The sequence below is a fragment of the Mariniluteicoccus flavus genome (assembly GCF_054776655.1).
In genome coordinates, this window is sequence record NZ_BAAHBN010000002.1 from 227,499 (window position 1) to 239,556 (window position 12,058).

The following is a 12,058-nucleotide window of genomic DNA, read 5'->3' on the forward strand; positions in this document are numbered from 1 at the left end:
CGCTGAAACGTTCCAGCATTGACGCTACCAGCCGCCCCCTCCCCGAGTGTCAACGCACTCAGGAATCATGGGCCCCATGAGTGTCCCCACAGAGACCATCACCGACCTGCTGTGGGACGTCGCCGAGCGCGTCGTCCGCCCCCGCTGGCGGTCGCTGGCCGACTCCGAGATCGCCGAGAAGAACCCCGGCGACTACGTGACGGTGGCCGACCGCGAGTCGGAGGTCGAGCTCACGGCGGCGCTGGGGCGCCTCGACCCCGGCGTACTCGTCGTGGGGGAGGAGGCGACCGCGGCCGACCCGGGACTGGTGGACGCCCTGACGCGGGTCGATCGCGCGTACGTGGTGGACCCGGTCGACGGCACCCGCAACTTCGTGCGCGGGCTGGCGGACTATGCGCTGATGGTCGGCGAGGTACGCGGGGGCGTGCCGGTCCGCGGCTGGATCATCCAGCCGGAGCACGGACGCACGTTCGTGGCGGAGCGCGGCGGCGGGCTGACGTGCAACGGCGAGCGGGTGAGCCGTCCCGCGCCCGACCTCGGCGCGCTGCGCGGGGCGACGTCCCACCGCAAGTTGCTCGGGCCGGCGCCCGACGGCGTGGTCGACCCGATCGCGTTCACGTTCTGGTGTTGTGGGGTCGACTATCCCCACCTCGCGACGGGCGGCACCGACTTCCTGCTCTATCGCAACATGAAGCCGTGGGACCACGTGCCGGGAACCCTGATGGTGCAGGAGGTCGGCGGCGTCGCCCGCACGCTCGACGGGGCCGACTACACCACCGCGCGTCCGCCGGTGGGCCCGCTGCTCGCAGCCGCGTCGGCCGAGGCATGGGACGTCGCGCGCGGGGCGCTGAAGGGCTGAGTTCGCGGTCGCCCGGGCTCAGTCGCCCAGGTCGGCCATCGTGATGGGCAGGCGCGTGCGTACGCCCAGCGCGTTCATCTCCCCGTACGCGGTCGCGACCCCCGGCGCGATGTTGGCCCACGGGAAGGGCCACTCGCCCTCCTCGCCCGCGCGCTCGAGCGGTACGCCGGACTGGACCATCCGCTCGGCCTCGTAGGGGATCCCGGCCAGCGCACCCATCTGGTTCACGAGGTCGTCGCGGCCGCCCACGCGCCCGTGGCCGGGGACGACGACGGTGTCGGCGTCGACGAACCCCATGGCCATGTTCAACACCTCGGGCCAGCCCTTCGGCGACGACTCGTCGGAGAACCACGGCGCCTCGGGGTCGCCCACCAGCTCGACGAGGTCGCCGGTGAACAGCACGTTCACCCCGGGCACCAGGGCGAGCACGTCGCCGTCGGTGTGGGCACGGCCGAGGTGCAGCGCCTCCACGCGTACGCCGCCGAGGTCGATCGCGGTGACGAGGGAGAAGGGCTGGGAGGGCACCGCGAGGTCGTCGCGCGTCAGGCCGAGGCGGTCGAGGTCGTCGGCCACCACGGGCGCGGCCACGCGCTCCGCCAGCGACTCGTGCCCCCACGTGTCGAGGTCGGCGAAGGCCTGCAGGCCGAACCAGTGGTCGCGGTGGCCGTGGGTCACCAGCGCACCGGCGAGGGGGAGGTCGGTGACCTGGGCGATCGACGCGCGCACTGCGCGGCCCTGTGCCGGCGTCGAGCCGGTGTCGATGAGCAGGCAGCGCTCGGTGCCGACGACCAGGCCGAGGTTGACGGTGTCGGGTTCGGCGACCAGCACGTGGACGCCGGCGGCGACCTGCCGCCAGGCCCCGAGCTCCTCGCGCATTTCGTGGTTTCCGGTGGTCGCATCCATAGCCGCTAGACTGGCACTCGCTCTGGGAGAGTGCCAACCCGGGGCGCGACCACGCTGGCACACACAGGACCACGGACGACCGCACGACGCACGGCGAGGAGGGGACGATGCTCGACGACCGCAAGCTCGATGTGCTCCGCGCCATCGTCACCGACTATGTCTCCTCGCGCGAGCCCGTCGGCTCGAAAGCCCTGGTCGACCGCCACAACCTCGGCGTCTCGCCGGCGACGGTGCGCAACGACATGGCCGTGCTCGAGGACGAGGGCTACATCACCCAGCCCCACACCTCGGCGGGGCGCATCCCGACCGACAAGGGCTATCGCCTGTTCGTCGACCGGCTGGCGGCCGTCAAGCCGCTGAGCGCGCCGGAGCGCAAGGCGATCCAGACGTTCATGTCGGGCGCCCTCGACCTCGACGACGTCGTGACGAGGACCGTGCGGCTGCTGGCGCAGATCACCCAGCAGGTCGCGATCGTGCAATATCCGATCCTGTCGAACACGACGGTGCGTCACGTCGAGTTGGTCTCGCTCAGCTCCGACCGGGTGCTGCTGATCATGATCAACTCGGCGGGCCGGGTCGAGCAGCGCTCCATCGAGCTGCCGGTCCACACCGAGGACGCGCTCGCCGCGCTGAAGAACCAGCTCAACGAGGCCGTGGCCGGCAAGACGACGGCCCAGGCCGCGGCCGACGTGGCGATGCTGAGCAGCCGCACGCGTACCGACGACCAGGCGATGACCCAGGTCTGCATCGCCGCGCTGCTCGAGATGCTCGGCACCGGCACGTCGACGCGCGTGGTCGTCGGCGGCGTGCCCAACCTGACGCGCTTCGGCGACGAGTTCGAGCTCACGGTCAAGCCGGTCCTCGAGGCGCTCGAGGAGCAGGTCGTGCTGCTCAAGCTGCTCGGCGAGGCGGCGACCGCCGATGACGTCACCGTGCGCATCGGCCACGAGAACACCGTGTCGGGGCTCCAGACCACCTCGGTGGTCACGGCCGCGTACGGCAGCCCCGACGACGTCTGGGCGGGGCTCGGCATCATGGGCCCCACCCGCATGGACTATCCCTCCACCATGGCCAACGTACGCGCGGTCGCGCGCTACGTCGGCCGGTTCCTCAACGAAGGATGACGACCCAGCACATGATCGATTACTACGAGACCCTCGGGGTGTCTCGCGACGCCACGCCGGAGCAGCTGAAGAAGGCCTACCGGCGCATGGCGATGCAATACCACCCCGATGTCGCCACCGAGGAGGGCGCGGCCGACAAGTTCAAGGCCGTGCAGGAGGCGTACGACGTCTTGTCGGACCCGAACAAGCGCGCGATCTATGACCGCGGCGGCGACCCCTCGGGGCGCGGCGGCGGATTCGGCGGCGGCGGCTTCGAGGGCTTCGGCGCCCAGGGCTTCGACTTCACCAACCTCGTCGACGCGATGTTCGGCGGCGGTGGGGGAGCGCGCGGGCCGCGGTCGCGCGTACGCCGGGGCCAGGACGCCATGGTGCGCCTGCGCCTCGACCTCCACGAGGCGGCGTTCGGCACGACGAAGCACGTGCGCGTCGACACCGCCGTGCTGTGCCCCAAGTGCAGCGGCACCGGCGCGCAGGAGGGCTCGAAGCCCCAGACCTGCGGCACGTGCCAGGGCCGCGGCGACGTCGTGAGCGTCCAGCGGTCGTTCCTCGGCGACATCCGCACGTCGCAGCCGTGCCCGGCCTGTCGCGGCTATGGCTCGATCATTCCCCACCCCTGCGTGGAATGCGACGGCGACGGGCGCATCCGCGCCAGCCGCGAGGTGACCGTGAAGGTGCCCGCCGGCGTGAGCGGCAACCACCGCATGCGGCTGGCCCACCAGGGCGAGGTCGGTCCCGGCGGCGGCGACGCGGGCGACCTCTATGTCGAGCTGATGGTCGCGGAACACCCGGTGTTCAAGCGCAATGGCGACGACCTCGAGATGGTCGTGAAGATCCCGATGACAGCCGCGGCGCTGGGGACGACGGTGGAGGTACGCACGCTCGAGGCCGACTGGGAGGGCTCCGAGGAGGAGGACCGTCTGGTCAGCGTCGAGGTGCCGGCCGGCACCCAGTCCGGCACGCGCATCGCCCTCGAGGGACGCGGCATCACCGGCATCGACACCGGCCGCCCGGGCGACCTCGGCATCACATTCCTGGTGCAGACGCCGACGAAGACGACCGAGGAGCAGCGCGAGCTGCTGCGCCGCCTGGCCGAACTGCGCGACGAGACGTCGATCGACGTCCAGGGCCAGAAGCGCGACAAGGGCATGTTCGGTCGCTTCCGCGAAGCCTTCAAGTGATCGGCTGAGGCTGTGACCCGTCCGCTGTTCCTGCTGCCTGATCTGGCATCTCCTCTGCCCACGGTGGGATCGGTCGTGCGCCTCGGCGGCGACGAGGGTCGCCACGCCGCGGTCGTACGCCGGCTCCAGCCGGGCGAGGAGCTGGTGGTGGGTGACGGTTCCGGGCGCGGCGTCGGGGCGCGCGTGGTGGGGGCCGACAAGCAGGGGCTTGATCTCGAGGTGACCGAGGTGTTGCCGGAATCCGTGGCGGGGTTGAGGATCGTGGCCGTCCAGGCGCTGGCCAAGGGCGACCGCAGCGACCTCGCGATCGAGATGTTGACCGAGGTCGGGGTGTCGGAGATCGTGCCCTGGCAGGCATCGCGGTCGATCGTGCGTTGGCAGGGCGAGCGCGGCGAGAAGTCGCTCGGCAAGTGGCGCGCGACCGTGCGCGAGGCGGCGAAGCAGAGCCGGCGGCTGCGTACGCCGGAGGTCTCGGCGCTGGTGTCGACGAAGCAGTTGGCGGCGCGGATGGCGGATGTCGATCTGGTGTTGGTGTTGCACGAGTCGGCTGATCGGTCGCTGGCCGAGGTGGAGGTTCCTGAGGCGGGCGAGGTCATGGTCGTCGTCGGGCCCGAGGGCGGCATCAGCGACGACGAGCTGGCGGCGTTCGCGGCTGCGGGGGCGCGCGCGGTGCTGGTGAGTGACGGGGTGCTGCGCACGTCGACGGCGGGGGCGGTGGCGACGGCCCACCTGCGGCTGCGCTGCCGTTTGTGACGCTGTTGGGGTGGGGCGACGCGTAGGATCGTCCCTCGTGACCAGCTCCGACTTCGGCTTCTCCATCGACTCCCGGCTCGAGGGCCGCCACGGGCGTACGGGGGTGATCTCGACGCCCCACGGGGAGATCCGCACGCCGGCGTTCATCGCGGTCGGCACCAAGGCGACCGTGAAGACCGTGCTGCCGGAGCAGATGCAGGCGGTCGGGGCGCAGGCCGTGCTCGCCAATGCGTACCACCTCTATCTGCAGCCCGGCGCCGACCTGCTCGACGAGGCCGGCGGGCTGGGGGAGTTCATGCGCTGGCCGGGGCCGACGTTCACCGACTCGGGCGGCTTCCAGGTGATGAGCCTCGGGGCGGGGTTCAAGAAGGTGCTGGCGATGGACGTGTCGCGCGTGTCCAACGACGACGTGATCGCCGCCGGCCGCGAGCGGCTGGCGCATGTCGACGACGACGGCGTGACGTTCAAGTCCCACCTCAACGGGTCGGTGCACCGGTTCACGCCCGAGGTGTCGATGCAGGTGCAACACCAGATCGGCGCCGACATCATGTTCGCGTTCGACGAGCTGACGACGCTGATGAACACGCGGGCCTATCAGGAGCAGTCGCTGGAGCGTACGCGGCTGTGGGCCGAGCGTTGCCTCGCCGAGCACCGGCGACTGACGACCGAACGGGCCGGAAAGCCTTACCAGGCGCTGTTCGGCGTCCTGCAGGGCGCGCAATATGAGGACCTGCGCCGCAAGGCCGCGCGTGACCTGGGCGCGATGGAGGTCGACGGTCAGGCGTTCGACGGCTTCGGCATCGGTGGCGCGCTGGAGAAGGAGAACCTCGGCACGATCGTGGGCTGGGTGTGTGACGAGCTGCCGGAGGACCGGCCGCGCCACCTGCTCGGGATCTCCGAGCCGGACGACTTCTTCGCGGCGATCGAGCAGGGCGCCGACACGTTCGACTGCGTGATGCCGTCGCGGGTGGCGCGCAACGCGGCGATCTATCACCCCGACGGCCGGTTCAACATCGACACCGCGGCGAACCGTCGGAACTTCAACCCCATCGACGAATCCTGCGACTGCTACACGTGCGCGAACTACACGCGGGCGTATCTGCATCACCTGTTCAAGGCGAAGGAGATGTTGGCGTTCACGCTGGCGACGATCCACAACGAGCGGTTCACGATCCGGCTGGTCGACGACATCCGTGCGTCGATCGAGTCGGGGGACTTCGAGGCGCATCGTGAGGACTATCTCGGCCGGTTCTATGCGAAGAAGCGCGCGGCGGCAGCGGCAGCGGCGACCACGCTCTCCGAGCGAGCGAAGCCCACCACGCTCTCCGAGCGAGCAGAGCCCACCACGCTCTCCGAGCGAGCAGAGCCCACCACGCTCTCCGAGCGAGCAGAGCCCACCACGCTCTCCGAGCGAGCGAAGGCATCCCCAACGCTCTCCGAGCGAGCAGAGCCCACCACGCTCTCCGAGCGAGCGAAGGCATCCCCAACGCTCTCCGAGCGAGCGAAGCGAGTCGAGGAGTGACACCCCTCATCGCCGACGTCGACACCGGCATCGACGACGCCGTCGCTCTGGCGTGGCTGGCGGCGCGCAACGACGTCGACCTCGTCGCGGTCACGACGACCTCGGGCAACACGTCGGCGGAGCAGGCGGCGCTCAATTCCCTTGCGGTGTTGGAGATCTGCGGGCGTGGGGACGTGCCGGTGACGGTGGGTACGCCGGCCCCGCTCGTCGTCCCGGCCAGCACGACGCCGGAGACCCACGGGGCCGACGGGCTGGGGTACGCCCGGCTGCCCGACGTGCGCGATCGCCTGGTCAGCAAGGATTTCCTCGAGGTCTGGCTGCCGGCGTTCCGCGCCGCGCCGGGGGAGGTCGACCTGCTGGTGACCGGCCCGCTGACGAACCTGGCGGTGGCGCTGCGGGCCGAGCCGGACCTGCCCCAGTTGGTCGGGCGGGTCGTGATCATGGGCGGGGCGTTCGACCACCCCGGCAACACGACGCCGACGGCGGAGTGGAACGCGTGGGTGGATCCCCATGCGGCGGCCGAGGTGTTCGCCGCGTGGGAAGGGAAACCGGAGGATCGGCTGCCGATCGTGTGCGCCCTGGAGACCACTGAGCGCATCGTTCTGGTTCCGGCTGATCTCGACCGGCTGGTCGAGGCCAGAGGTGCGTGGGCGCCGAGGCTGGCCGAAGGCGGCGTACGCGACCTTCAGCCGACCGACTCGGGCGACGCGGTCGTCGACCTGCTGAGCGACGCGCTGCGCCACTACTTCGAGTTCCACGTGGACTGGGGCTACGGCTATTTCGCGCAGATCCACGATCTGTTCGCGGCGATGGTGGCGCTGGACGCGGTGGCCTACTCGACGATGACGACGTGGGTCGGGGTGGAGACGACGTCAGAGCTCACGCGCGGGACGACGGTGCGCGACGCGCGGAAGTTGTTGGGTCATGCGCCGAACGCGCGGATCGTCACCGACACCGACCCGGCGGCGGTGCTGGACGAGTTGGTGGAGCGGCTGGGGGCTCACCCAGTGGTGTGAAAAGTGCGCAGGTGTGCGCAAAGCGCTGGCCGTGGGGGCTTTCAGGGCACGGATTGGGCGCGGGTGTGCGCAAAGCGCTGGCCGTGGGGCTTTCGGGGCGCGGATTGGGCGCGGGTGTGCGCAAAGCGCTGCCCGAGGGGGCGTTCAGGTCACGGATTGGGCGCGGGTGTGCGCAAAGCGCTCCCCGACCGCTCCCCGACCGCGACTTCTCCGCACACGTGTGCACTTTTCACACTGGGCCACTCAGGCCGCAACCCCGCCCATAGCTCGGCTCGTTCTTCTTCAGCCACCCGATCGCGGCCGCCGTCGCGGGGATCGCCGCATACTGCACCAGCACCTTGTAGAGGAACCCGAAGAACGTGTAGTTCGCCCACTGGCCGACCGACGAGATGCCGATCGCGGTCGCCGCGACCGTGCAGAAGATCAGCGTGTCGACGAACTCGCCGACGCCCGTCGACGACACCAGCCGCCGCAGCAGCCCCTTCTCCTTCGAGCGCCGCTTCATCGCCATCATGATCAGCGTGTTGCAGGTCTGGCCGCCCGCATAGCCCAGCAGGCCGGCGAGCACGACCTGCCACACGGGGCCGAGCGCCCCCTCGAGCGCGGTCTGCTTCTGGGTGCCGAAGTCGTCGGTGAAGCCCGGCAGCGCGATGATCAGCGCATAGCAGAGCACCGACACGATGTTGACGACGAAGCCCATCACGATGGCCCGTCGCGCGGCCCGCCCGCCGTAGACCTCGGTGATGATGTCACCCAGGATGTAGGCGAGCGGGAACAGGAAGAACGCGGCGTCGGTGATCACGGGCCCCAGGACGACGCCCTTGGACGCGCCGATGCCGGAGAGGATCACCACCACGCAGACCATCGCGAGCATCGTTGCGTAGTGGGCGGAGCCGGTGTCGGCGTACGCGGGGGCCTCGTCGGGAACAGTGCGATTCGCTTCGGTCACGAGCGGGCAGTCTAGACCGACTCAGCAGCGCGCGGTGGGCCAGCGAGGGTCGTCGACCGACCAGGGGTAGCGCGACCCGAGGGCCACCAGGTCGTCGGAGCCCGCGGCAGGCGGGCTCCACAGCACGGTGGCGTGGTCGCGGGCCAGGCAGTCGACGACCCAGGTGAGCTCGTGGTCGGCGAGCTCGGCAACGTCGAGCGCGGCCGGCCCGAGCTCGAGCCCGACGAGACCGCAGGCGAGGGCGGCCACGGCAGCTGGGTCGCGGGCCGCACGCGCCAGCTCGCGGGCGCGCGAGACGTCGCCGGCCCGCGCCCGGACATACAGCCCTCCCGTGAGCACGGACGCCGCCGTGTCATCCGGGGAGTGCTCGGCGAGTCGCGCGGGGGTGAAGGGCTCCTCGTCGTCGATCACGGCTTCCACCCGAGCCAGGAGTGGGTCGTCGGGAGCAGCGGTACGCAGCCATCGCAGGGCCGGCGTCGGGTCGACGGCGCAGGATCCGCTCTGCTGTCCGACCGTCACGAGGTGGGCGCCCACCAGGATGGTGAGGAACGCGGCGGCGCTCCAGGCCTCGGGATGGCCGTGGGTCAGCCCTGCGGCTCCCTGGGCCCACGAGGTCAGGGTCGTGGGGCATACGAATCCCGCCGCGGCGGCGAGGGGCAGCGACCGTAGCATCGCATCGGAGCTGCGGGCGTCGTTGGCGGCCAGGTGGAGACCTTCGGCGAGTCCCGGAAGCGCCCACGCGGTCGCCGGCAATTCTCCTCGGTCCGCCGCAAGCGCAGGGACGTTTGCCACCCAGCCGGTCATCAGGTCGGGCACCGAGACCTGGCCCAGCGTGCCGCCCCAGCGCAGCAGGCCCGCCCGGACCTCGTCGATCGGATGGGCCGCCCTCCCGTCGGCACGGGCCCGCAGTTCCGCCCGGATCATCGCGTCCACCGTGAAACAGAGCACCTGGGTCAAGGCCCCCGACCGGTGCGGCGCGGACGGCGTACGCAGGTCGCCGAGCATCATCCCGAGCAGCAGTCCGCGGTAGCGATCGATGTAGTGCTCGGGGTACGCGAGCGCGCGTCGCGCCGTGTCCGCCCCATCGCCCGTGGCCATGGGCCCACGCTAGATGTACTGACCGGGGACGTTGATTGACCGGCCCTGCGCCAGCCAGCCATGTCCTCATGCAGGAGGATGCGAAGAACCCCGGGCCCTCCGTGCCAGGTATGTGCCTGTCAGTGTTGGCGTCATGGGCGTAGCGCCGCTGGCGGGGCCGGTTCCAGGCGTCGCCGGATGGCGGCGAAGGCGTCGCCTAGTTCGGCCGGCTCGACATCCGTGAGGTCGGCGTCGAAGGTGATGAACAGACCGGCTACTCCGGCCCAGGACCACCCCCCGATCGTCAGCCGGCAGGAGTGGCGGTCGATGGGGGCGACGACTGACCCGCCTGGGGCCCAGCGGGCGACGACGTCGGCGGGCAGTGCGAGGGTTGCGGCGCCGACGCACTGCCACTGGCCGGGGGTGTCACCTCGTTCGGGGTTCCGCACGACGAGCCGGTTCAGGTCTTCGGCGTCGAGCGGGGCGGGGGTGAAGGGGCCCCCGGCGGGGGTCTTGGGGCGGATGCGGTCGACCCGGTAGGTGCCCCAGGTGCCGCGGTTGCGGGCGACGAGGTACCAGCGGCCGGCCCACACGACGAGGTGATGGGGCTCGACGTCGTGGGGCGGGCGGAAGTCGGCGTCGCCCGGCCCGGGGACCCGCCCGTCGGGGTCTGCGTAGTCGAACCGCAGGCACGAGCTCGTGCGGATCGCGGACCCAACGGCCTGCAGCGTCGCGACGTCGATGGGTGGCGCCGAGAATTCCCAGTAGTTGCGCAGTGCGGTGACCTCGAAGGCTTCGCTGGCGGCGCGAAGGCGTGCGGGCATGACCTGGCGCAGGGTCGTCAGCGCTCGGGCGACGGCGTCGTCGATTCCGGTCACGGTCGCTGGTGCGGTCTGCAGGGCCAGCGCGATGGCGATGGCCTGGTCATCGTCCAGCACCAGGGGCGGGAGCTTGCCGGCGGCGCCGAGCCGGTAGCCACCACCGGGGCCGGTGACGGCTTCTACGGGGTAGCCGAGCTCGCGCAGCGTGTCGATGTCCCGGCGCACCGTCCGCGCCGACACACCGAGCCGCTCGGCGAGGTCGCCACCGGGCCACTCGACGCGCGCCTCGAGCAGGGACAGCAGCCGCAGGATGCGGGCGGAGGTATCGGCCATTCCACCAGCATGGCGCGAGTTGCGGTCATTCGGTGTCCTGAACCGACGTCACGATGAGTCCATGACTTCTCCTCAAGACACCGCCGCGGATGCTCGGGTCGGCGGCCGGGCTGCATCGCTCGCGCTGCTGGTCGTGCTGTTCGCCTCCTTCATGGACCTGCTCGACGTCACCATCGTCACGGTCGCGGCCCCGCACATCGCGGCAGACCTGAACGCCTCGCCAGCGCAGCTGCAGTGGATGCTCGCCGCGTACACCCTCGCGCTGGGCTCGGGCCTGATCACCGGTGGCCGCATCGGCGACGACTACGGACGGCGCCGGGTGTTCCTGGCCGCCTTGGCGGCCTTCGCCGTCGCGTCCGCAGCGTGCGCCCTGGCCCCGACCGCAGGCGCGCTCATCGCCGTTCGGGCGGTCCAGGGACTCGCGGGCGGGTTCCTGGTCCCGCAGGTCTTCGGGATCATCCGCTCCTCCTTTGAGCCGGCGGCCATGGCCAAGGCCTTCGGGGCCTACGGCGCCGTCCAGGGGCTGGCCTCGGTCGCCGGACCCCTGATCGGCGGAGCGCTGGTCGACGCCGACCTGTGGGGCCTGGGCTGGCGCACGATCTTCTGGATCAACATCCCCGTCGCCTTGGTCGCTCTCGTCCTGGGTTGGCGGGTCCTACCCGACTCCCGCGCTGCCGCCCGCTCTCGCCTGGACGGAGTCGGTGCGCTCCTTGCCGCCGTCGGGGTGTTGCTGGTGCTGCTGCCCCTCGTCCAGGGCCGCGACTGGGGCTGGCCCACGTGGGGATGGGCTCTGCTCGCCGCCGGGGTGCTCGTGCTGGCCGGGTTCCTGCGCTACGAGAGCGCCCTCGCGCGCCGCGGCGGGGAGCCGGTGCTCGACCCCGACCTGCTCAGGGTCCGCCCGTTCGTCGCGGGCCTGGCCGCGTCGGTGCTGTTCTTCGGTGGCCTGGCCTCGTTCTTCCTCGTCGTGTCGATCTACCTGCAGGCCGGCACCGGTCGCTCGGCCTGGGACACGGGCCTGGTGATCCTGCCGTACGCCATCGGGTCGATGCTCACCTCCGGTGCGGGTGTCGCCCTGGCCGCGAGGGCCGGGCGGGCCCTGCTCTTGACCGGGTCCCTGACCCTGGCCGCGTCGCAGGCGCTGCTGTGGTGGCTCGTCCGCGACGGTTCCACCACCCCCGGCTACTGGCCCCTGGCCGGCGCTATGTTCCTCGGCGGCCTCGGCCTGGGACTTGGCGCCCCGATCCTGGTCAACGTCGTCCTGGCCGGGGTTCCCGGCCGCCGCGCCGGCGCCGCCGGCGGCGTGCTGTCCACCGTCAACCAGATCGGCGGTGCAGTCGGCGTCGGCGTCCTGGGCACCGTCTTCTTCAACGCCGCCTCGAGCGCCGGCCCCGCGACCGCGCCGGCCGAGCTGTTCGGCGACGCATTGGCCCAGGTGATGCCCTGGCAGGTCGCCACCTACCTGCTTGCGGCTGTCGCGATGCTCGCCCTGCCCAAGACCGCAGCGCCCCACCAGGACTGAACCG

The 12,058-nt window shown here is 71.3% G+C and carries 10 protein-coding genes and 1 pseudogene; 7 read left to right on the top strand and 4 right to left on the bottom strand.

Annotated elements, in window-relative coordinates:
- Window positions 1-76: 76 nt before the first annotated feature.
- Window positions 77-859 (top strand): inositol monophosphatase family protein, encoded by a 783-nt coding sequence (locus ACYVAG_RS05080; RefSeq protein WP_460767411.1) that lies wholly within the window; start codon window positions 77-79, stop codon window positions 857-859.
- Window positions 860-877: 18 nt separating this feature from the next.
- Here the strand turns inward: ACYVAG_RS05080 and ACYVAG_RS05085 are convergent, their stop codons facing one another.
- A complete protein-coding gene (locus ACYVAG_RS05085; RefSeq protein WP_460767414.1) occupies window positions 878-1,762 on the bottom strand; it encodes an MBL fold metallo-hydrolase in 885 nt (294 codons plus the stop codon).
- Between the two features lie 107 nt (window positions 1,763-1,869).
- Between ACYVAG_RS05085 and hrcA the strand changes: the two genes are divergently transcribed.
- The 5 genes and pseudogenes from hrcA (at window position 1,870) to ACYVAG_RS05110 (ending at window position 7,355) form a co-directional block, all read left to right on the top strand.
- The gene (gene hrcA, locus ACYVAG_RS05090) at window positions 1,870-2,886 is read left to right on the top strand and encodes a heat-inducible transcriptional repressor HrcA (protein ID WP_460767417.1); all 1,017 of its coding nucleotides are present in this window, start codon (window positions 1,870-1,872) and stop codon (window positions 2,884-2,886) included.
- An 11-nt stretch (window positions 2,887-2,897) separates the two neighbouring features.
- Complete coding sequence (gene dnaJ / locus ACYVAG_RS05095; RefSeq protein WP_460767420.1) at window positions 2,898-4,064, top strand: molecular chaperone DnaJ; 1,167 nt, start codon at window positions 2,898-2,900, stop codon at window positions 4,062-4,064.
- Window positions 4,065-4,076: 12 nt separating this feature from the next.
- On the top strand, window positions 4,077-4,817 hold the full coding sequence (locus ACYVAG_RS05100) for a 16S rRNA (uracil(1498)-N(3))-methyltransferase (RefSeq protein ID WP_460767423.1): 741 nt from the start codon (window positions 4,077-4,079) through the stop codon (window positions 4,815-4,817).
- 37 nt (window positions 4,818-4,854) lie between these two features.
- Window positions 4,855-6,075 (top strand): annotated as a pseudogene (gene tgt / locus ACYVAG_RS05105) (tRNA guanosine(34) transglycosylase Tgt); the annotation flags it as partial.
- Window positions 6,076-6,335: 260 nt separating this feature from the next.
- Window positions 6,336-7,355, top strand: coding sequence for a nucleoside hydrolase (locus tag ACYVAG_RS05110; RefSeq protein ID WP_460767426.1), 1,020 nt, complete (start codon window positions 6,336-6,338; stop codon window positions 7,353-7,355).
- Between the two features lie 229 nt (window positions 7,356-7,584).
- Here the strand turns inward: ACYVAG_RS05110 and ACYVAG_RS05115 are convergent, their stop codons facing one another.
- The 3 genes from ACYVAG_RS05115 to ACYVAG_RS05125 all read right to left on the bottom strand — a co-directional run bounded on the left by ACYVAG_RS05115 (window position 7,585) and on the right by ACYVAG_RS05125 (window position 10,535).
- Window positions 7,585-8,304, bottom strand: a complete 720-nt coding sequence (locus ACYVAG_RS05115; protein ID WP_460767429.1) for a queuosine precursor transporter — start codon at window positions 8,302-8,304, stop codon at window positions 7,585-7,587.
- A gap of 21 nt (window positions 8,305-8,325) precedes the next feature.
- Entirely contained in the window at window positions 8,326-9,402 is a 1,077-nt protein-coding gene (locus ACYVAG_RS05120) for a hypothetical protein (RefSeq protein WP_460767432.1), read from the bottom strand.
- Between the two features lie 131 nt (window positions 9,403-9,533).
- On the bottom strand, window positions 9,534-10,535 hold the full coding sequence (locus ACYVAG_RS05125) for a helix-turn-helix transcriptional regulator (RefSeq protein WP_460767435.1): 1,002 nt from the start codon (window positions 10,533-10,535) through the stop codon (window positions 9,534-9,536).
- A 61-nt stretch (window positions 10,536-10,596) separates the two neighbouring features.
- Between ACYVAG_RS05125 and ACYVAG_RS05130 the strand changes: the two genes are divergently transcribed.
- Complete coding sequence (locus ACYVAG_RS05130) at window positions 10,597-12,054, top strand: MFS transporter (RefSeq protein WP_460767438.1); 1,458 nt, start codon at window positions 10,597-10,599, stop codon at window positions 12,052-12,054.
- Window positions 12,055-12,058 lie beyond the last annotated feature (4 nt).

Bases quoted from the DNA above. Each gene is read 5' to 3' on its own strand.
- dnaJ (WP_460767420.1), top strand. From the start codon at position 2,898: ATGATCGATTACTACGAGACCCTCGGGGTGTCTCGCGACGCCACGCCG.
- ACYVAG_RS05130 (WP_460767438.1), top strand. From the start codon at position 10,597: ATGACTTCTCCTCAAGACACCGCCGCGGATGCTCGGGTCGGCGGCCGG.
- hrcA (WP_460767417.1), top strand. From the start codon at position 1,870: ATGCTCGACGACCGCAAGCTCGATGTGCTCCGCGCCATCGTCACCGAC.
- ACYVAG_RS05080 (WP_460767411.1), top strand. From the start codon at position 77: ATGAGTGTCCCCACAGAGACCATCACCGACCTGCTGTGGGACGTCGCC.
- ACYVAG_RS05120 (WP_460767432.1), bottom strand. From the start codon at position 9,402: ATGGCCACGGGCGATGGGGCGGACACGGCGCGACGCGCGCTCGCGTAC.
- ACYVAG_RS05085 (WP_460767414.1), bottom strand. From the start codon at position 1,762: ATGGATGCGACCACCGGAAACCACGAAATGCGCGAGGAGCTCGGGGCC.
- ACYVAG_RS05125 (WP_460767435.1), bottom strand. From the start codon at position 10,535: ATGGCCGATACCTCCGCCCGCATCCTGCGGCTGCTGTCCCTGCTCGAG.